The sequence below is a fragment of the Streptococcus infantis genome, from assembly GCF_018499575.1.
Lineage (GTDB): Bacteria > Bacillota > Bacilli > Lactobacillales > Streptococcaceae > Streptococcus > Streptococcus infantis_K.
In genome coordinates this window covers 171428-190619 of record NZ_JAHDAP010000002.1, presented here as the reverse complement: position 1 = coordinate 190619, position 19192 = coordinate 171428, and the positions used below count along the sequence as shown (strand labels likewise).

Here is a 19192-nt window from a genome sequence, read left to right as displayed (position 1 = left end):
TCTTTGAAAACGCTCGCCTGCCAGATAGACTCTTCAACCGACCACATAGACAAAGCTTCTTGTAATTGTCAAAAAAATGGTGTTTAATAGACTTGTAAATAAGAGATCTCTATTACAACTAGATAAAGGAGAAATTATGAAAGTCAAACTCGACATTGATCAGCAATATGCAGAAGAGCAAATCATCATAGAAGCACCAACTTTGTCCCCTAGAGTTCAAAAAGTTCAAGACTTTGTTCAATCGCTGGATCAAAAAGAAACTCTTAAAGGAAAATTTCAAGATCAGGTTTTTCTTATCGAAATTCAAAAGATTCAACGGATTTACATTGAAAACCGTAAAGTGCTGGCTGAAACGGACAGTCGAATCTATGCTCTCGACATTCGTCTCTACCAAGCAGTTGAAATCTTACCTGCTTCCTTTATCCAAATTTCCCAATCTGAAATTGTCAACATAGATGCTATCAGTCATCTTAAACTAACCTCTAACGGCTTGATTGAAATTTATCTTAAAAACGAAAGTTTTACCTACTCATCTCGCCGTTACCTCAAAGCTATTAAGGAGAAATTAGAACTATGAAAAAACAAGTATTTCACGATGCCACAACTGGTATCCTCATCGGCCTCATCCTATCTATTATCTTTTCTTTTATCCACTCACCAAGTAACTACGCACCTCTCAGCCCCAACTCTTTGATTGGTCAATTCATGACCCAACATCAGGTGCATGGATCACTCGTCTTACTTTACTGTCTGCTTATCTGGGCAGCGATTGGAGTCCTCTTTAGTTTTGGCGGCCGTCTATTCGCTCAAGATTGGAGCCTTCTTCGTGCGACTGTCACTCACTTCTTCCTTATGTTGCTAGGTTTTGTACCTTTAGCAATCCTAGCAGGATGGTTCCCGCTTCACTGGACTTTCATCCTTCAACTCATCCCAGAGTTTGCAATCGTCTACCTCATCATCTGGGTTATTCTCTACAAGAGAGAATCCAAAAAGGTTGCACACATCAATCAACTATTGTCTCAAAAACACTAATATACAAGAAACCCACTCACAAAACGGAGTGGGTTTTTGCTTATAATTTTTGCTTCAGCTCTGACAAGAGATTCATGGCTTGCATAGGTGTCATATTGTACACATCTACATTCGCAAGTTCTGTCAGGACTGGATTTTCTTCTTTTTCATCAAAGAGTGACATTTGTTCATTGACAGTATTTTGTTTGGTAGGAATTGGGTTTTCCTGACCCTGGCTTTCTAATTGAGTTAAAATCGCATCTGCCCTTGCTAGTAAGTCTGCTGGCAAACCTGCAATCTTGGCAACGTGAATACCATACGATTTGTCTGCTGGACCTGGTTCAATCTTATGAAGGAAAGTAACTTGACCATTCTGCTCAAGCGTAGCCACGTGAACGTTTACCAGATGTTCCAAACTAGCTTCCAGACTGGTTAATTCATGGTAGTGCGTCGCAAAAAGAGTCTTGGCACCGATATGTTCATGGATGTACTCGATGATAGACTGGGCTAAAGCCATCCCATCATAAGTTGCGGTTCCACGGCCTAGCTCATCAAAGAGAATGAGAGAGTCCTTGGTAGCATGACTAATGGCATTATTAGCTTCCATCATCTCTACCATAAAGGTAGATTGGCCTGAAACCAAATCATCCGCTGCACCGATACGGGTAAAAATTGCATCAAAGATTGGCAAGCGGGCACTTTCTGCCGGAACATAAGACCCCATCTGTGCCATGACCGCTGTAATGGCTAGTTGACGCATGTAGGTTGACTTCCCGCTCATATTAGGTCCTGTGATCAGTTGGATGCTGGTGTCTTCATCCATCTGGATACTATTAGGAATATAGGTTTGGGCTCCCATGACCTTTTCAACGACGGCATGACGACCTTTTTGGATATCTATGCTAGAGTCTTGCCCAAACTCTGGGCGAATCAGGTGTTGTTTTTCTGCAACTACTGCCAAGCCTTGCAAGACATCGACAGTAGCGATTCCTTGAGCCAGAGCCTGTAGGCGTTGGATATACTTACCAACCTCCTCACGAATACGCATAAAGATTTCGTACTCTAGGTTTGCTGATTTCTCACGCGCCTCTAGCATTTCACCTTCGATACGCGCTAACTCCTCTGTCCCAAATCGCTCAGAGTTTTTCAGCGTAGCCTTGCGGAAAAAGTGGGCTGGTACGTTGCCTAACTGCGAGTTGGTCACATGGAAATAATAGCCGTCTTTTTTATTGTAGTCAATCTTGAGAGTATTGATGCCAGAGTTTTCTCTTTCCTTTGCCTCAATCTCAGCAATCCAACTAGTCCCTTCTCTGAGAACACGACGGTATTTATCCAAGGTCTCATCAAAGCCCGTTCGAATAATACCACCTTCGGTAATCACGTGAGGAGCCTCAGGAGCAATAGCTGCACTAATCAAACTTTCCAACTCAGGAATAGCATCCAGTTGTTCAATCAGATAAGCTAGAGCTGGTTGCTCCATTCCTTCTAAAATGGCGCGAATCCTTGGAACACTTCCCAAGGTAGTCGCTAGTTGCAAGAGGTCTTTAGGATTGCTTTTCCCAAAAGATACACGACTAGCCAGACGTTCGATATCGTAGACTCCCTTGAGGCTTTCCGTTAAATCACTGCGCTCAAAGAAATAATCCAAAAAGACTTGCACAACCTCCTGACGTTCAAGGATACGTTCCTTGTCAATCAAAGGACGTTGAATCCAAGAACGCAGAAGACGCATACCCATTGCGGTCTTAGTCTCGTCTAGCAACCAAAAAAGACTGCCTTGTTTCTTGCCTGAACGAGCATTTTCAACCAAATCAAGACTGGCCTTGGTCGCAAAATCCATCTGCAAGAAATCTTTGATTTCATAACGGATAACAGGCTTCAAGTGGTTCAATTCTCGCATCTGTGTCCGATGAACATACTGGAGAAGTTTACCACTAGCTGCTCCTTCCACAGATGCCAATTCTGAATCTAACAGATGTAGATCTTCATAGATTTCTTGTTCATAGGAAAGTACGAGATTCATTTGACGACCGAGAATCTGTTCTTCCGATTCAGATAGGTCGTAGCCAACCACTACTTCTCTCGCTTTGAGATTGCGGATTTCACCACAGACTAGAGAAAAGTCTGACAGTCCCGTTACATAAAAATCACCTGTTACCAGGTCCATATAAGCTAAGCCATATTGGGAACCATCACGATCAATGGCTACTAAAAAGTTGTTTTGACTATCCGGCTTGCTACTATCAACGACTGTCCCTGGTGTAATAACCTGAACGACTTCACGTTTAACGACACCCACAGCTTGTTTGGGATCTTCCATCTGTTCAGCGATGGCAACCTTGTAGCCACGCTCAACTAGGACATCGATGTACTGTTGGGCAGAGTGATAGGGTACACCTGCCATAGGAATAGGATTTTCAGCATTTTTATTGCGACTGGTCAGTGAGATTTCTAGTATCTGTGCAGCATTGACGGCATCTTCATAAAACAACTCATAAAAATCACCCATGCGAAAAAGCAAAAAAGCATCTGGATATTGTTTTTTGATATCCACATACTGTTGCATACCAGGTGATAATTTTTCAGTAGTCATTTACTCTCTCCTTGTAAAAACAGTCCTGAGAGAAGCTCTCAAGACCTTATCTATTTCCCATTAGCTCAAGCAAGCGTTCTTCCATGACTTTAGCAGCATGCTGATCTTTACAGATAACCAAAAGGGTATTGGCTCCTGCAACTGTACCTAAGATCCACCCATCTTTATTTGAATCGACTACATTGGCTAAAACAGATGCTTCTCCAAGTTTCGTGTGGAGGACCAAGGTGAATTCGGCTCTTGCAACACCCTCTAAGTGGTGTGAAAGGAATTCGACCAAATCAATCTTCTCTGTCTCATTTGCTAGTACATAGTAGACAACATCGTTTTTCTTAACTTTGGTTAAGCCAAGCTCTCGCAAATCACGGGATAATGTCGTTTGTGTCACAAAGACATCACAGGCTTCCAATCGATCTTGAATTTCCTTTTGAGTTCCTAATTTTTCTTCTGTAATCATTCGCTTGATGAGCTGATGACGTTCTCTTTTTCTCATAAGATCCTTTCAAGTGCATATTTATAACATTTTACATTTTTTTAGTAAGAATATTATATCAAAAAAACTGGATATTTCAAAAAATATCTCTTCTTTCAAAAAAAATGTAGTAAATTGTGATAAAATAGTAGAAAAGCCCTAAAGGAGCCCTAAATGAATACAAAAGAATTGATTGCTAGCGAGTTGGCTAGCGTCATTGGTAGCCTGGACCAAGAGGCTATTTTAAATTTACTAGAAACACCTAAAAACTCAGATATGGGAGATATCGCCTTCCCTGCCTTTTCATTGGCAAAGGTTGAACGTAAAGCTCCTCAAATGATTGCAGCAGATATCGCTGAAAAGATTAATAGCCAAGCCTTTGAAAAGGTGGTAGCGACAGGTCCTTACGTCAACTTCTTCTTTGATAAATCAGCTATTTCTGCACAAGTATTACAGGATGTTATCACTGAAAAAGAGCACTATGCTGACCAAGAGATTGGCAAGCAAGAAAATGTTGTTATCGACATGTCTAGCCCTAACATCGCTAAACCATTTTCAATCGGTCACCTTCGTTCAACCGTTATCGGAGATAGCTTGTCACATATCTTCCAAAAAATCGGCTATAAAACTGTCAAGGTCAACCATTTGGGAGACTGGGGTAAACAGTTTGGGATGCTGATTGTTGCCTACAAAAAATGGGGGAACGAAGAAGCTGTCAAAGCTCATCCAATCGATGAACTTCTCAAACTCTATGTCCGTATTAATGCTGAAGCTGAGAACGATCCAAGCTTGGATGAAGAAGCACGCGAATGGTTCCGCAAACTTGAAAACGGCGATGAGGAAGCTCTCGCTCTTTGGCAATGGTTCCGCGATGAAAGCTTAGTAGAATTTAACCGCCTTTACGATGAATTACAAGTTGAATTCGACAGCTATAATGGGGAAGCTTTCTACAATGACAAGATGGATGCAGTTGTAGACATCCTCGCTGAAAAAGGACTATTAGTCGAATCAGAAGGTGCTCAAGTTGTCAATCTTGAAAAATATGGAATTGAACACCCAGCTCTTATCAAGAAATCTGACGGTGCTACACTCTACATCACACGTGACTTAGCTGCGGCCCTCTACCGTAAAAACGAGTACCAATTTGCCAAATCTATCTATGTCGTTGGTCAAGAGCAATCTGCTCACTTTAAGCAACTCAAGGCTGTCTTACAAGAAATGGGCTATGATTGGAGCCAAGACATTGTCCATGTTCCGTTTGGATTAGTAACAAAGGAAGGGAAAAAACTTTCTACTCGTAAAGGAAATGTTATCTTGCTAGAGCCAACTGTCGCAGAAGCCATCAGCCGTGCTAAAGCGCAGATCGAAGCAAAAAATCCTGAACTTGAAAACAAAGACCAGGTTGCCCACGCTGTTGGAGTTGGGGCTATTAAATTCTATGACCTTAAAACTGACCGTACAAATGGCTACGACTTTGACCTCGAAGCCATGGTATCCTTTGAAGGGGAAACTGGTCCTTATGTCCAATACGCTTACGCTCGTATCCAATCAATCTTGCGTAAAGCCGATTTCAAACCTGAAGCAGGTGCCAACTATAGTTTGAACGATGCCGAAAGCTGGGAAATTATCAAGCTAATTCAAGACTTCCCACGTATCATTAAACGTGCAGCTGATAACTATGAGCCGTCTATCATCGCTAAATTTGCAATCAGCTTAGCTCAAGCCTTTAACAAATACTATGCCCACACTCGTATCTTAGATGAAAGCCCAGAACGTGACAGTCGCCTAGCTCTCAGCTATGCAACAGCAGTTGTCCTTAAAGAAGCCCTTCGTCTGCTGGGCGTAGAGGCGCCAGAGAAGATGTGATTCAGTACTAACAATTGGAACTAAAGTGCCTAATTGTTAGACGCTAGCCGCTTTTATGCGGACTAGCTAACTGCTTCACTAGTCATGCCCGCTAAATATAATCGATTTAGGGGGCACGACGTCGTAAATAAGGCGATCTGCCTAAACGCCTTACTAATACATCCAAATAAATAATATCGACTTATTTGGATGCATGTCGTGATCTATTAAATTAATTTATTACTAAGCAATCTAAGTAACTAAGGCACAAGCCTATAAGAATTGCTTTATACTATCATCACTCGAAAGGCGAAGACTCTTCGCTTTTCTCTTGCTATTCATTTCTTTATCACTAAGGGAGAATTTTTATGAGCCAATACGCTTATATCTTAGTTGTTATTAGTCTTCTTTTTCTCTTTCTTGTCAACAAATATGAAAAAGAGAAACTTCAAAGACTGCTTCAGAACCAACTATTGAAAGATCAAGCTTTTCGTGCAACTATCAAAGAGAAAATCCAAACGATAGAAAACATCAATGATGTCATTGACTACATTAACAAAGGTTACCGTTTAGGAATTCCCATTTCAAAAGAAATCGTTGACGAAATTCGCAAATAAGAAAAACTCGAGATACCATTTCTCGAGTCTTTTTTATTTATTTCTGACAGCTAAGATTTCTACCAGGATAACAATCCCTAAGGATACCATGGTTCCAAATGGTGATGCATCTTCATCAAAAATTTTATCAGAAAACATCATCAGACTAATTGCCAAGAGCAACAAAGCACTGCATAGCATAATATCCTTGAAGCTTGGTTTGCGTTTTATATACTTTAAAAATGATTTCTGTAGTTTACTCATTTGAACTGTTCTCTTTTGAAATAATTCTATGATCCATGGGATAAAAAACTAGACCAGCAACTCTATCCTCTTACAAGGATTCAAGTTCATAAAGCTCTGCAATAATACCTGCAACCTTTTTGATATCTCCTAGCATTCCGCGCATTTCAAAGTCAGCTAAAACAGGGAAACCAAAACGTTGACTGTATTGCTTGGCCGTCAAGCAGTATTGGTTGTTAAAATTGCGGTTACCTGATCCTACGACACCAAAACACTTGCTAGCATTGTCACCATATGCGATAAAGTCACCTACCGGAGTTGTCAAAATTTCTACATCACCATTGTCAACCCCATTGCCACCCTCGAGATAAGTCGGTAGAAAAGCCACATACGGGTTGGTCATCTCGAAGAAGTCTTCTCCATCCTTGACCAAGTCTTTAATATGAATTTTTTCCACATCAATATTCGCATACTGCTCTAACAAATAAGCTTTCAAACGTGTCACGAAACTCTCCGTGTTTCCGCTCAGACTGATATAAACTAAGGAAATTTTTTTCATCTTTTCCTCCCTCTTTCTCGAATCCAAAAAAATAACTACCAAGATTGTATCTTGATAGTTATCCTTTGTCAACTCTTAGGCGAGTTCTTCCTCTTGAGATTCTGTTAATTCTTTTTGCTGACGCCATATTTTATAGAAGACGATTCCCAAAAAGATAACATTGATGACGATGAATATGATAGTGGTTACTTTTGACATGACTTCCATTCCTAAACGTAGGGTGTCATCTTTAATCAATTGCATAGCATCTTGTAAATTCATATTGTCATGGACTAGTCCAACAATAGCTAGCAAGGCATATCCAACATAAGTGTAGTTTGCCAACTGCAGGTTCTTACGAATTAAGAAAACAAAGGCTACTACAACTAGGATAGCAGATAGGACAATGAGTATCGTGTTAAAAATAGAGTGAGATGACTCTGATACTCGGTGAGCATAGTTAACTGCGTCTTCTATTTGTTGAGCACTAAGTGTCCCAACATTTCCTTGGCTAGCACGAAGGGCGTCCTTACTAGGTACTGGAGTGAATATTCCAACTACTGCCAAGGCTGAATTAATCGCTGATAAGACTAATAAAACCCATAGATAGATTGGTTTCTTTTTCATAAAAGTAACCTCCTCAAATTTTTGAATTTATTATAGCATATTTTAAAATGGATAACAAAAGTTAGAGGGTGACTTCAATCTGCTTGCGGTAGGCTTTCGGAGACTTTCCACATAGTTTTCGAAAGACCTTGTAGAAATAGCCTACATTACTATAACCAACAGTATAGCAAATATCCTCAATACTATCATTTGTAGAAAGTAAAAGTTGCTGGGCTGCCTTAATCCGTTGCTTATTGAGAAGCTCAGCAAAGGTTGAATTGGTTTCCTTCTTGATTAACTGACCTAAGTAAACAGGATTGATAAAGAGATCCTTGCTGATATCCTTGAGAGAAAGTTCTTTTTTATAGTCTCTACCAATAACTTCAAGTACACTGACGACATTCTCATTCATGCGATATTGACCAAAGAAGGACGTCAAGGTTTCCTTGGTATAAGCCACTAAATCTTCAAAGTTTGTAATGGCATGAATTCTTTTGACAATATCTGTCATATCATCTGCTTTCAAATGCTCAAAGAGATGGAAGACGTCCATCACAAACTGAGTAAAGAGTTGCTTGGTAATGGATACCCTCGGTGTGTTTTCCAACACAATCTTCTCAAGCAAATTCAACTCCTCGATAATCTGCTGAAGATTGCCCTGGATAATCACTCGATAAATAGGTTCATAATAAGAAAAGAGGCTTTCAGATTGATCGAGATTTACAGTTCCATAGAAGAGTGCTTTTTCAACGTCAAATTTCCATTTTTCAAAGTTAGCCTGATAAGGTAACTCAAAAGGCATGACAAGTAAACCATCGAATTTCTGAGCTGCAATCACAATCTGCCAGTCCTGACCTAGAACATAGTAAGGAATGACAAAATCCCCTTGTTTCTCTTGAGAGAGTCCAATCCACCAGTTTTCTTTTTGAGACAGGTGTGCTTTAAATGCTTCGTCGTCTAACTTTTGACTTAACATTTCTGGCTCATGCACTTTCTCACGAAGTTGACCAAGGATTTTCTCGAGTAAATGCTCCAGCTCAACCTTATCAACTGGTTTGACAAGATAATCTACAACATTGAGGTTCATGGCTTTCTTGACATAGTCAAATTCTTGATAGCCTGAGAGAAGGATATAGTAAGCCTCTGGCAAGAGTTCCTTCATCTCCCCAATCATTTCAAGTCCTGTCTTGTCAGGCATGTTGACATCAGAAATGACGATATCTACGGGATGCTCTCGGACATAATCCAAAGCGTCATCAGCATGATTGGCCGTTGCAACGACTTCCATATCCCATTTTTCAAAAGGGATCAAACGCTTAAGTCCTTCTGTAATCATGTACTCATCATCAACTAATAGTACTTTATACATGTTTATCCTTTCTCTTCATCCTGAATGGTAATTCGATATTGAACACCTTTTTGTTCAGCAGATTCTATACTAATGTTATAGCGGTCTCCAAAGTAGAGCACAAAGCGTTCGTGGACATTGACGATCCCAATAGACTGTCGCTGTTCCATATAATCCGCTGTGTGTTCAAAGGTTCTTTGAGCCAGTTTAGCTTGAATTTCTGCTAGTTTTTCAGCAGACATCCCACGGCCATTATCGGTTACTAAAATTTCGACATAGCCATTTTTTTTCAAAGCCTTGATACTGATAACATTATCTGTCCTTCTGTGGTCAACTCCATGGGCAAAATAATTTTCCACTAAAGGCTGGAGGGTGAACTTTGGAATACGCATTTCTTCCAATTCAGGGTCAATCTTAAATCCATAGGCAATGGATTTTGGATAGCGAACCATACAGAGATAACTGTACTTCCGACAAAACTCCACTTCTTGTTTGAGGGTCGTTTCTCGCTCGTCAGAGATATTATTGCGCAGGAGACTACTGAACTCATAGATGATATCTGCTAGCTCATTTTGGTTCTCCATTACTGCGTACATCCGCAAAAATTCCAGAGTATTGTACATGAAATGCGGATTAATTTGAGCTTGTAAGGCTCGCATGTTGGCATCTTTTTGATTGAGTTCCAGTTGATAAATATCGTGAATATTACTTTCTAGTCGATCCAACATATCATTTGTCGACTCAGCAATTAGCAGCAATTCCTGGTCCTTTTTATCTGTGTTAATTCTCTTGGTCTGCTCTCCCTCAGTAATGGCTTGGATGGAGTCCACTAAGTCCACAACCTGACTTTGATAGTCAGAAAAGGTCCTTCTTAAGGTCATATATAAAATGATGATAAAGAGGGCGCTCAAACCTAAAATAAGTGCCGAATTCGCTAAAGTCCCACTCCAAACATAATCCCTTGGTACAGCTACTCGAACTTGATATCCATGGACAGTTGTCCCTACCAACCAAGATTCATTCGTTCCCTTTGTTCCAATATAGAACATATCTGTTTCATATGGTGCAATGACCGTTACTGCCACTGGAATTGTTCCCCTAGTATTGTCAATTGCCTTATAGAGGACTTCTGGTTCTACGGAAATATAGATGACACCAATAGCTTGATCAGATACTGGATCCGATACTGGAATAGCGAAACTATTAGCATCCGGTTTAAAGCTCTCAGCTGGAATCTTCTGCCCACCTCGATTTTCTCTTTTGGAAACAAATACATCCGTCGAATCTTGTAAAACAATCGAAACACCTGTTACAAAATCATTTCGCACATATATATCATCGATATTTTCATAAATGGAAACGGAAATATAGGGTGACGCCTTGCGTTCTAACTGCCAATAAAAATAATCTGGCGTACTGAGGCTAAAATACTTGTAAATCCCTTCAATTCGAGCTTGATTATCCACTAAACTCTGGGCTAGGCGGGTTGACTCCCGATAGTAGTATTCAACTTCATCAATAGTACGAGCGAGAACACGCTGACCAACACGATTGGCTTCCCTTTCACGCATATCCCAGTCTGCGTAAGAAATCAAGAGAGCAAAGCAGGAAATGATGATCATCATTACCAGACTATAGATTCGTAGGAGTGAGTGGAGGCGGAATTGTTTGGTCTTATTTGGTTGCCAATTTTTCATGAATACTTTCATAAACAGGCTCCAATAAATCACTAATAAAGAAGTGCCACATCCCAATACCTACAAAGGCGATGAGGGCTGGCATATAGAAGCCAATAATGGCTAACAAGACGCTACCAAGGAGAACCTTGGCCACTGCTGATAAACTCATAAAAATTCCGATAAAGGCAAGCTTTAAGGTATTTTTATAGGACAATTCAAAGTAAACCTGTAATTTTAAAGATACTGTATAGGCCAAAAATACCAAGGCTACTAAAAAGATATTTAGAAATGTCGCTGCCAAGTGGAGAAGCGTCTGATTTGGCAATTGAATCATCAGATACAAGCCATAAATCAAGATCAAGTCAATCCCTATAAAGGTGTAGAAACTGAGATTACTTTTGACAAAATTGCTCTTAAATAAAGACCAAGCTTCCTTGAAACGATAAGCACGGTAAGAATAGCCGTGTTCAGCATATAAACTCATGAGAGTTGCACTAGCGGGTGCTATACCAAAGACCACTCCTCCTGCTAGTGTCAATAACCAAAAATAAGCCGTCGCAATCATCCCCAAAAAGAAACGATGAAAGACTAGCTCAATGAAATTTCCCACGGTTTGCCTCCTATACATTAATCTAGTTTTATTATAACATATTTCAAGCGCTCTCAAAAATAGGAGCAGTAAAAAAATAAATACATTTATTGGTTTAATATCGATGTTTGTACTATAATTAAGATAGATGAAGAGACCGATTGGTGATCAAAAAACAAACTTTTCCCCCAGAGCAGATGGATATATTTGAAAATGAGATCATTACTATTCAACTTAGTTATTGGATTGATAAAGTAACGAAAGGAGTACGATTTATGACTATTTCTATTTTAAGAATTACTTTGCTTTGTGTTGCGATTGGATTGACTCTTTTCTCTGATAAATTGTTCAAACAACAACATGTAAAAATCGCAAAAATAATTTCCGCTATAATCTTTTTAGTCGCTTCATTATCACTTCTGTTCTAAGTTATTTTAGGAGCTGGATTAACAATAACGAAAGGAGTATGGACCATGACTATTTTTATTTTAAGAACTACGTTGGTTTGTATTTCGCTTGTATTGAATTTTTTCTCTGATAAATTGTTCAAACAACATGCAAAAATCGTAAAAATAATTTGCACTATAATCTTATTAGTCGCATTCTTATTAACATATCTTTAACATATCTGTTCTAAGTTATTTTAAGAATACAGGAATTTATTGGTCCTGTATTCTTTTTTTCGTCAAATGTACATTGACAAAAACACCCCCTAACTGGGAGTGTTTTCGAGAAAAATAGCAAGATTTCCTAAATTTTATTATTTAGCATCATCTTTATGAAGCATGTTTTTAACACCTTCAACGACACCTTCTACAGCATCTTTTGCATCTTCAGCAACTTCTTTAACTTTAGAAACAACTTTTTCTGTTGCCCCTTCGCTTTCAAGTTCTTTATCGCCTACCAATTTTCCAATACCTTCTTTGACAGCACCTGCTGCTTGATTGAATTTTTCTTCTGTAGGCATAAGTATGTCCTTCTTTTATTTTTTTCTAAATTATAAATTAGTGTACACGTGGTTCTGCTTTGACTGCAGCGTCTTTAACAGTTTCAACACCTTCGCCAACTTTTTCTTGAACAAATTCAGCGCCTTCACTAAGTTTTTCTTGGGCTACTGCAACACCTGAACCGATTCCAGCTTTCACTTTAGACAATTGTTCTGACGCAAACTCGCCTGTTGATTCTGCCACGTCAGTTACACGATCTTGAAGGCTAACTGAGTCTGCCTCATATTGTTCTTTAGTTTTGATGTCAACAACATTAACGTTAACCTCAACTACTTCTAGATCAGTCATTTTCGCAACTTCTGATACGATAACATCTTTGATTTCCTTGTATAGAGTTGGAACATTTTTTCTGTACTCTACGATAACCTTCAAGTCAACTGCTACTTGTTCTTTACCAACTTCAACGTTAACACCGTGTGTTACATCGTTAGTATTAACAAGTTTTTCTGTAAGATTTGAGAAGAATCCGCCGTCCACATGTAATAGTCCTGGAACTTTTTCTAGTGAAAGACCGATAATTTTTTGAATAACTTTATCTTCGTAAGTTAATTCTCCTCGAACATCTTTAGAGACGACTGCATCTTTCTTTTCAGTATTTACATTTACATTTTTTTCTACGTTTGACATATAAAACTCCTTTATTTATTTATTTAAATAATTTTTCTGAACATAGTATCCAAATCCAATCCCTAATGTCCCACAAATTAAAACAAATAGTGTTTTAAAAAATCCAAAGGACAGGATGAAGCAAGCTAGAAGAATACCTGCTATACCACATAGAATTGGATATTGGTATTTTTTAAACAATTCCATTTTTTACTTCCTTACTTTACACGACTAACAATCTTCTTGGTTGCTTTTTGAGGGTCATATTCTTTTACTGAAACTTCCAGTTTAACCTCTCGATCCATACCAAAGAACTCTTTTAAGCCTTGAGTTATTTCATTTTGGACTACTTCAAATTTGTTAGCAATGTTATCTGAAAGAACAGCTGTACCTTCTACATAAACGAAACATTTCTTTTTTCGAGTATGTACTTGAATTTTTGGTTCTTTAATTATTCGATGTTCATTCAGTAAGCATCGAACAAAACCTTCGATAGCTGAATTTTTTAACTTCAATTTATCGTCTTTAGTTCCAAGTTTTATTTCTAGATATTGTCTAGGATAAAACAGGATTACTAACATCCATAATAAAACGAAGATAGATAGGACTAGAAGCCCCCAAAAGATATATCTAGCGAGATAATATTCAATAGCAGTCTGTCTCCAGCTAGCTAATTGAATTCCTAAATCACTAACTTGTTGGTAATCTATCAAAATAAGAAGGAAAATTGTCAAGACTAGAATACAGAAAATAAGTAATACTATTTTCTTTGATTTTGACATATAAAATCCTTTCAATTAAAGCACTAAACTATAGGTTTACCCGTCAATACTAAATTTAAATCTATAGTTTATGATTGAGTAAAAAGTTAACCTTTTTTACCCAAAAAGAATGATACTACAGCGACAACAATCACCGCACCAGCAATCGATGGAATAAGTGACATTCCTGCTAGAGAAGGTCCCCATGTCCCAAAAAGCGATTGACCGACAGATGGCCCAATTAAACCAGCAAAAATATTTACGATGATTCCCATTGAACCACCTTTTTTAGTAATTGCTCCTGCAGCGAGACCGATAAAGCCTCCGATAATAATTGACTACAACATAACGGGCCTCCTTTCTTTTAATCAGAAAACTGTATTCTGTGTTCACAAAATATCTTTTGATTAAACTTAGTATATCATAAATAATATGAAAGCGTGTTCAAAAAATATGCTCACGAATATATTCTTTAACAGAATTCTATATCTAATTTTCAAAACAACACAAAAACGCTCTAGACAATATGACTAGAGCGTTCCTTATGTATTGATTCGTATTGAATGCTTATTTAACTTCTGTAAACACAACGTGCTTGCGAAGTTTTGGTGAGTATTTCTTCAATTGAAGACGGTCTGGAGTGTTACGTTTGTTTTTAGAAGTAAGGTACAAGCGTTCACCAGATTCTTTGTGTTCAAGTGTAATATTTACGCGCATGGTATCTCCCTTCTATTATTCAGCTGATGCAGCTTTAGCGATCTTACGTCCTTTGTAGTATCCTTTAAGTGATACGCGGTGAGAACGTGAGTAATCTCCAGTAGTTTCGTCAAAGTTTACAGATGGAGCTGTCACTTTGTAGTGTGTACGACGTTTGTTTTTCTTCGCTTTTGAAGTGCGACGTGCAGGTACTGCCATTTTGATTTCTCCTTTTAGTATGTATATTCGATTCAATCTTATGATTTTCATCAACCATATTAGAATAACACATTTTTTTTGTAAAGTAAAGTTACTTGACAAAAAAAGATGAATTTTTTTATAGTTCACCGCCGAATTGTCTGAAAATTTAAAAATTTTCTTCTGTTATTCATATGAAAATTATGCTATAATGGAACAAACTGAAATGGGAGGGAACAAATGACAGAATTAGATAAACGTCACCGCAGTAGCATTTATGACAGCATGGTAAAATCACCTAACCGTGCTATGATGCGTGCGACTGGTATGACAGATAAAGACTTTGAAGCACCGATTGTGGGAGTCATTTCCACTTGGGCGGAAAACACACCATGTAATATCCACTTGCATGACTTTGGGAAATTGGCTAAAGAAGGTGTTAAATCTGCTGGTGCTTGGCCTGTGCAGTTTGGAACCATTACCGTAGCAGACGGTATTGCCATGGGAACACCGGGTATGCGCTTCTCCTTAACGTCACGTGACATCATCGCAGACTCCATCGAAGCAGCTATGGGTGGTCATAATGTGGATGCCTTTGTCGCTATCGGTGGCTGTGACAAGAACATGCCTGGTTCTATGATTGCCATTGCCAATATGGATATCCCAGCCATTTTCGCCTACGGTGGTACTATCGCCCCTGGAAAACTGGATGGAAAAGACATCGACTTGGTTTCCGTATTTGAGGGCATTGGTAAGTGGAACCACGGTGATATGACTGCTGAGGACGTAAAACGTCTGGAATGTAATGCCTGCCCTGGACCTGGTGGTTGTGGTGGTATGTACACGGCTAATACCATGGCGACTGCTATCGAAGTTTTGGGTATGAGTTTGCCAGGTTCTTCTTCGCACCCAGCTGAATCTGCTGATAAGAAAGAAGACATCGAAGCAGCCGGTCGTGCAGTTGTCAAAATGCTTGAACTTGGTATCAAACCTTCAGACATCTTGACTCGCGAAGCCTTTGAAGATGCCATTACAGTGACAATGGCTCTAGGTGGTTCTACAAATGCCACTCTTCACTTGCTTGCCATTGCCCACGCAGCTAATGTTGACTTATCTCTTGAAGACTTCAATACGATCCAAGAACGTGTGCCTCACTTGGCTGACTTGAAACCTTCTGGTCAGTATGTCTTCCAAGATCTTTACGAAGTTGGTGGTGTGCCTGCGGTTATGAAGTACTTGTTGGCAAATGGATTCCTTCACGGAGATCGTATCACATGTACTGGTAAGACTGTCGCTGAAAACTTGGCTGACTTTGCAGATCTTACTCCAGGCCAAAAAGTCATCATGCCACTTGAAAATCCTAAACGTGCGGACGGTCCATTGATCATCTTGAACGGTAATCTTGCTCCTGACGGTGCAGTTGCCAAGGTGTCAGGTGTGAAGGTTCGTCGTCACGTTGGACCGGCTAAGGTCTTTGACTCAGAAGAAGACGCTATCCAAGCTGTCTTGTCCGATGAAATCGTTGATGGCGATGTTGTCGTTGTTCGTTTCGTTGGACCTAAGGGTGGTCCTGGTATGCCTGAGATGCTATCACTTTCATCAATGATCGTTGGTAAAGGTCAAGGAGACAAGGTTGCCCTCTTAACAGACGGACGATTCTCTGGTGGTACTTATGGACTGGTTGTTGGACATATTGCTCCTGAAGCTCAGGATGGCGGACCAATTGCATACCTTCGTACAGGCGATATCGTTACGGTTGACCAAGATACCAAAGAAATTTCCATGGACGTTTCCGATGAAGAACTTGAAAAACGTAAGGCAGAAACAACCTTGCCACCACTCTATAGCCGTGGTGTCCTCGGTAAATATGCCCACACCGTATCCTCTGCTTCTCGTGGAGCCGTTACAGACTTCTGGAATATGGAACAATCTGGTAAAAAATAAGCAAATCAAAAAGCAAGCCAAAATTGGCTTGTTTTTTTGTCTGTTTCAAAATAGATAACTATCGTGGAGGTAGTCCTAAAGCTATCCGTCCATAACGACTAATGCGTGTTATCTTCCATGCTGGAGACCAGGTAACTTCAACCCTGACATCCTCAATTCCATCAATTTGTTTTAGGCCTGCCACTATCTCGATTGGCAGACTTTCTGCACAGTCACAGGCAGTATCGGTGAAGGTCATAACAACTGTACAAAGGCCAGCCTCATCTAAATGAATCTCATAAATCAATCCAAGATTGTATACATCTAACTCTACATCTGTATCATAAACTTTTTCGAGTACTTCAATGATTTGATCTTCCAATTCTAGAGCACGGTCATTGATCTTGATGTCTTCTCTCATTGCATTACCTCCATTTTTAGACTGCACCTATTTTCTCATAATTCTGACAATTTGGCAAGTTTTTCCCAATTCTCTTTAAAGTAAAAAGTAGAGATTGTATCTCTACTTTTTAGTGTTTATTTTGATTTGACAGGTTTATCTGCAAGAGCTTTGACGGCAGCATTAATAGTTTCTGCGTAAAGTTTAGCTCCTTCATCCTGCTTGGTAGTATCACTACCGAAATGAACCTGGTCTGTTCCCTTCCAAATATCTGGATGATCTTTGGCTACCTGGTTCCAATCTGCAAGTGCAATATATGGATATTTTTGTGCCAGTTCACGTGCATAGCTTGCGTACTGTTCTACATAAGGTTGCGTTTCCTGCGTTGTATCACCCTCGTATGGAGTTACTAGAACAAGCTGATGTCCTTTCGGAAGATTTGTTACCAGTAGATCCAAATCAGCCTTATAATCTTCAGGATTATTAACGCCAGTCGCGATGACTACAATTTTAGGCAAGGCTTTATTCTGACTGTAATTCAGCATCAATGCATTTGCCTGTTTGGTGTTTCGACTGACCTGACCATCAATCTGAGCATCTGGTAAGATTTCTTTCAGTCCTTCGGAAGCACGCAAGGTGACAGAATCTCCAATGATGGACACGCCATCAGCTATGTTATAGCGACTGGCTTCTGCTTGTTCTGCCATCGTTTTTGTTCGAGTGATATTAGTTTGAGCCTGATTAAGACCATTAACCATCAAATCCGTTTCAAATGCGCCTACTTGAGGAGCAATCAGTATCACGACAAGGGTAATCAGAGCAAGTACTCCTGCACTACCAGCAAAGATTGGTTTGATGTGAGGAATTTCTTTTGCCATTCGTAACAATTTGCTGGACTTTCCTGCAATCAAAGGTTCGATCACATAGAAAGAAAGGGTTGCGAAGAGATAAGAAAAGATAGTCGTTAAAATCACTGCCGGTAGATTGCTCATCAGCTGAGAGAAGATAATATAAAACGGCCAGTGGAATAGATAAACAGCATAGCTAGTATCTGCTAAAAAGCTAATCACCTTTGGTTCTTCGATTGTCGGTGTTTTATCATGCAAAATGCGTGCTGCAACAATCATCAGAAGCGCAGCTAAACTTGCCAACAAGAAGCCGAGTAAATAGGCAAAGAGATAGGTAAATTTCACAAAGAAGGTCAGTAAGAGCAAGACTCCGAGACCGGCTCCAAAGACTAGCAAGGTCTGCTTCAAATCCAAGGTTCTATTCAAACGTTTAAGAAGTGGCGTCGTATGACGAACCCCTATTACGGTCGCAAGCACACTACCTAAGAAGAATGGATAAACATGAGTCAAAGTTGAGAAGTAGAGTGTTGAGTAGGAGCTAACGATGAAGCTACCAATAAACATAGAAAGGAAGCTAATCATAAAGGTCGCTGAGGAAAGTAGGAAAATCATTCCTCGTAGTTGTCCACTTGTCTTTGCACGTTTGGACAAGAACCAGACTGCTAAACCCCACAAGACATAATAATGAACTTCAACAGCTAAGCTCCAGTTGTGAACAAAGAGATGAGGGATAAACTGAGATTCATAACTTCCTCCTGTCAACATTTCATAGAAGTTAGTCATAAATCCTAGAACACCGGCAATCTGACCACCAATTCCTGCCACATAATCCTGACGAACCAAGAACGTGAAGGGCATAACAACGAGGACCATCAAAACAACCGGCGGAAAAATTCGATAGAAGCGTCGTCTAAAAAATCCTAGGACATCAATCTTACCTTTTTGTCCAAATTCTTCTAATAATAGTGAAGTAATTAAAAAACCTGAAAATGTGAAGAAGACGTCAACCCCAAAGAAACCTCCTGGGAAAAGCGTCTGAAAGAAATGGTACAAGAGTACCAAAAGCAAACCTGTAATCCTAATTAAGGAAAACCATTTAATACGCATACGAGTTTATTCTCCATTCATTAGATTGGCAAAAAAGCCATCTAATTTTCAATCCATAATACCTTTATTCTATCAAAAAAAACAGAAAAATCCTAAGATAAAACTTAGGATTTTTAGCTGACATTA

23 protein-coding genes are annotated in these 19192 nt (G+C 39.4%); 6 read left to right on the top strand and 17 right to left on the bottom strand.

The features are described from left to right. Positions 1-136: 136 nt before the first annotated feature. Complete coding sequence (locus KJR31_RS06955; protein WP_214262691.1) at positions 137-577, top strand: LytTR family DNA-binding domain-containing protein; 441 nt, start codon at positions 137-139, stop codon at positions 575-577. Beyond that, entirely contained in the window at positions 574-1032 is a 459-nt protein-coding gene (locus tag KJR31_RS06950; RefSeq protein WP_214262690.1) for a DUF3021 domain-containing protein, read from the top strand. Before KJR31_RS06955 ends, KJR31_RS06950 begins: the two co-directional genes overlap by 4 nt. Positions 1033-1072: 40 nt before the next feature. Here the strand turns inward: KJR31_RS06950 and mutS are convergent, their stop codons facing one another. Both mutS and argR read right to left on the bottom strand, forming a co-directional pair. Then, entirely contained in the window at positions 1073-3604 is a 2532-nt protein-coding gene (mutS, locus tag KJR31_RS06945; RefSeq protein WP_214262689.1) for a DNA mismatch repair protein MutS, read from the bottom strand. A 46-nt stretch (positions 3605-3650) separates the two neighbouring features. Continuing rightward, positions 3651-4097, bottom strand: coding sequence for an arginine repressor (gene argR, locus KJR31_RS06940; protein ID WP_214262688.1), 447 nt, complete (start codon positions 4095-4097; stop codon positions 3651-3653). Positions 4098-4250: 153 nt separating this feature from the next. Here argR and argS point away from each other — a divergent pair, with 153 nt between their 5' ends. Continuing rightward, positions 4251-5942, top strand: a complete 1692-nt coding sequence (argS, locus tag KJR31_RS06935; RefSeq protein WP_214262687.1) for an arginine--tRNA ligase — start codon at positions 4251-4253, stop codon at positions 5940-5942. A 347-nt stretch (positions 5943-6289) separates the two neighbouring features. Then, positions 6290-6538, top strand: a complete 249-nt coding sequence (locus tag KJR31_RS06930) for a MarR family transcriptional regulator (protein WP_178894531.1) — start codon at positions 6290-6292, stop codon at positions 6536-6538. Between the two features lie 33 nt (positions 6539-6571). Here the strand turns inward: KJR31_RS06930 and KJR31_RS06925 are convergent, their stop codons facing one another. The 6 genes from KJR31_RS06925 to KJR31_RS06900 all read right to left on the bottom strand — a co-directional run bounded on the left by KJR31_RS06925 (position 6572) and on the right by KJR31_RS06900 (position 11559). Continuing rightward, complete coding sequence (locus tag KJR31_RS06925) at positions 6572-6781, bottom strand: hypothetical protein (RefSeq protein WP_214262686.1); 210 nt, start codon at positions 6779-6781, stop codon at positions 6572-6574. Positions 6782-6851: 70 nt separating this feature from the next. Beyond that, positions 6852-7319, bottom strand: coding sequence for a class Ib ribonucleoside-diphosphate reductase assembly flavoprotein NrdI (gene nrdI, locus KJR31_RS06920; protein ID WP_214262685.1), 468 nt, complete (start codon positions 7317-7319; stop codon positions 6852-6854). Between the two features lie 75 nt (positions 7320-7394). Next, positions 7395-7925, bottom strand: a complete 531-nt coding sequence (locus KJR31_RS06915; protein ID WP_214262684.1) for an ABC transporter permease — start codon at positions 7923-7925, stop codon at positions 7395-7397. A 61-nt stretch (positions 7926-7986) separates the two neighbouring features. After that, entirely contained in the window at positions 7987-9273 is a 1287-nt protein-coding gene (locus tag KJR31_RS06910; protein WP_214262683.1) for a response regulator transcription factor, read from the bottom strand. A 2-nt stretch (positions 9274-9275) separates the two neighbouring features. Continuing rightward, entirely contained in the window at positions 9276-10949 is a 1674-nt protein-coding gene (locus KJR31_RS06905) for a sensor histidine kinase (protein ID WP_214262682.1), read from the bottom strand. Then, entirely contained in the window at positions 10927-11559 is a 633-nt protein-coding gene (locus KJR31_RS06900) for a YesL family protein (protein ID WP_250319702.1), read from the bottom strand. Before KJR31_RS06900 ends, KJR31_RS06905 begins: the two co-directional genes overlap by 23 nt. 125 nt (positions 11560-11684) lie before the next feature. On the opposite strand from KJR31_RS06900, the gene KJR31_RS06895 reads away from it, so the two are divergent. Further along, positions 11685-11948: a hypothetical protein gene (locus KJR31_RS06895; RefSeq protein ID WP_214262680.1), complete on the top strand. Its 264-nt coding sequence runs from the start codon at positions 11685-11687 to the stop codon at positions 11946-11948. Positions 11949-12280: 332 nt separating this feature from the next. Here the strand turns inward: KJR31_RS06895 and KJR31_RS06890 are convergent, their stop codons facing one another. The 7 genes from KJR31_RS06890 to rpmF form a co-directional block, all read right to left on the bottom strand. Further along, on the bottom strand, positions 12281-12487 hold the full coding sequence (locus KJR31_RS06890; protein ID WP_214262679.1) for a CsbD family protein: 207 nt from the start codon (positions 12485-12487) through the stop codon (positions 12281-12283). A 37-nt stretch (positions 12488-12524) separates the two neighbouring features. Beyond that, positions 12525-13154 carry an Asp23/Gls24 family envelope stress response protein gene (locus KJR31_RS06885; protein ID WP_214262678.1) on the bottom strand — a complete coding sequence of 210 codons (630 nt, stop codon included), beginning with the start codon at positions 13152-13154 and terminating at the stop codon, positions 12525-12527. A 15-nt stretch (positions 13155-13169) separates the two neighbouring features. Continuing rightward, positions 13170-13340 carry a DUF2273 domain-containing protein gene (locus KJR31_RS06880; RefSeq protein WP_142558776.1) on the bottom strand — a complete coding sequence of 57 codons (171 nt, stop codon included), beginning with the start codon at positions 13338-13340 and terminating at the stop codon, positions 13170-13172. 11 nt (positions 13341-13351) lie between these two features. After that, on the bottom strand, positions 13352-13915 hold the full coding sequence (gene amaP / locus KJR31_RS06875) for an alkaline shock response membrane anchor protein AmaP (protein ID WP_214262677.1): 564 nt from the start codon (positions 13913-13915) through the stop codon (positions 13352-13354). A gap of 86 nt (positions 13916-14001) precedes the next feature. Next, positions 14002-14229 carry a GlsB/YeaQ/YmgE family stress response membrane protein gene (locus tag KJR31_RS06870; protein WP_349815559.1) on the bottom strand — a complete coding sequence of 76 codons (228 nt, stop codon included), beginning with the start codon at positions 14227-14229 and terminating at the stop codon, positions 14002-14004. Positions 14230-14461: 232 nt separating this feature from the next. Continuing rightward, positions 14462-14611, bottom strand: coding sequence for a 50S ribosomal protein L33 (rpmG, locus tag KJR31_RS06865; RefSeq protein ID WP_001265622.1), 150 nt, complete (start codon positions 14609-14611; stop codon positions 14462-14464). Between the two features lie 15 nt (positions 14612-14626). Beyond that, positions 14627-14809, bottom strand: a complete 183-nt coding sequence (gene rpmF, locus KJR31_RS06860; RefSeq protein ID WP_000290417.1) for a 50S ribosomal protein L32 — start codon at positions 14807-14809, stop codon at positions 14627-14629. Between the two features lie 219 nt (positions 14810-15028). Between rpmF and ilvD the strand changes: the two genes are divergently transcribed. Continuing rightward, positions 15029-16732 carry a dihydroxy-acid dehydratase gene (gene ilvD / locus KJR31_RS06855; RefSeq protein WP_214262676.1) on the top strand — a complete coding sequence of 568 codons (1704 nt, stop codon included), beginning with the start codon at positions 15029-15031 and terminating at the stop codon, positions 16730-16732. A gap of 58 nt (positions 16733-16790) precedes the next feature. On the opposite strand, the gene KJR31_RS06850 is transcribed toward ilvD, so the two are convergent. Together KJR31_RS06850 and KJR31_RS06845 are read right to left on the bottom strand one after the other, a co-directional pair. Further along, a complete protein-coding gene (locus KJR31_RS06850; RefSeq protein WP_214262675.1) occupies positions 16791-17132 on the bottom strand; it encodes a metal-sulfur cluster assembly factor in 342 nt (113 codons plus the stop codon). A 116-nt stretch (positions 17133-17248) separates the two neighbouring features. Continuing rightward, positions 17249-19066 (bottom strand): acyltransferase family protein, encoded by a 1818-nt coding sequence (locus KJR31_RS06845; protein ID WP_214262674.1) that lies wholly within the window; start codon positions 19064-19066, stop codon positions 17249-17251. Between the last annotated feature and the right edge of the window lie 126 nt (positions 19067-19192).

Coding starts and splice junctions, on each gene's coding strand:
- KJR31_RS06955 (WP_214262691.1), top strand. CDS start 137: ATGAAAGTCAAACTCGACATTGATCAGCAATATGCAGAAGAGCAAATC.
- KJR31_RS06950 (WP_214262690.1), top strand. CDS start 574: ATGAAAAAACAAGTATTTCACGATGCCACAACTGGTATCCTCATCGGC.
- mutS (WP_214262689.1), bottom strand. CDS start 3,604: ATGACTACTGAAAAATTATCACCTGGTATGCAACAGTATGTGGATATC.
- argR (WP_214262688.1), bottom strand. CDS start 4,097: ATGAGAAAAAGAGAACGTCATCAGCTCATCAAGCGAATGATTACAGAA.
- argS (WP_214262687.1), top strand. CDS start 4,251: ATGAATACAAAAGAATTGATTGCTAGCGAGTTGGCTAGCGTCATTGGT.
- KJR31_RS06930 (WP_178894531.1), top strand. CDS start 6,290: ATGAGCCAATACGCTTATATCTTAGTTGTTATTAGTCTTCTTTTTCTC.
- KJR31_RS06925 (WP_214262686.1), bottom strand. CDS start 6,781: ATGAGTAAACTACAGAAATCATTTTTAAAGTATATAAAACGCAAACCA.
- nrdI (WP_214262685.1), bottom strand. CDS start 7,319: ATGAAAAAAATTTCCTTAGTTTATATCAGTCTGAGCGGAAACACGGAG.
- KJR31_RS06915 (WP_214262684.1), bottom strand. CDS start 7,925: ATGAAAAAGAAACCAATCTATCTATGGGTTTTATTAGTCTTATCAGCG.
- KJR31_RS06910 (WP_214262683.1), bottom strand. CDS start 9,273: ATGTATAAAGTACTATTAGTTGATGATGAGTACATGATTACAGAAGGA.
- KJR31_RS06905 (WP_214262682.1), bottom strand. CDS start 10,949: ATGAAAAATTGGCAACCAAATAAGACCAAACAATTCCGCCTCCACTCA.
- KJR31_RS06900 (WP_250319702.1), bottom strand. CDS start 11,559: ATGTATAGGAGGCAAACCGTGGGAAATTTCATTGAGCTAGTCTTTCAT.
- KJR31_RS06890 (WP_214262679.1), bottom strand. CDS start 12,487: ATGCCTACAGAAGAAAAATTCAATCAAGCAGCAGGTGCTGTCAAAGAA.
- KJR31_RS06885 (WP_214262678.1), bottom strand. CDS start 13,154: ATGTCAAACGTAGAAAAAAATGTAAATGTAAATACTGAAAAGAAAGAT.
- KJR31_RS06880 (WP_142558776.1), bottom strand. CDS start 13,340: ATGGAATTGTTTAAAAAATACCAATATCCAATTCTATGTGGTATAGCA.
- amaP (WP_214262677.1), bottom strand. CDS start 13,915: ATGTCAAAATCAAAGAAAATAGTATTACTTATTTTCTGTATTCTAGTC.
- rpmG (WP_001265622.1), bottom strand. CDS start 14,611: ATGCGCGTAAATATTACACTTGAACACAAAGAATCTGGTGAACGCTTG.
- rpmF (WP_000290417.1), bottom strand. CDS start 14,809: ATGGCAGTACCTGCACGTCGCACTTCAAAAGCGAAGAAAAACAAACGT.
- ilvD (WP_214262676.1), top strand. CDS start 15,029: ATGACAGAATTAGATAAACGTCACCGCAGTAGCATTTATGACAGCATG.
- KJR31_RS06850 (WP_214262675.1), bottom strand. CDS start 17,132: ATGAGAGAAGACATCAAGATCAATGACCGTGCTCTAGAATTGGAAGAT.
- KJR31_RS06845 (WP_214262674.1), bottom strand. CDS start 19,066: ATGCGTATTAAATGGTTTTCCTTAATTAGGATTACAGGTTTGCTTTTG.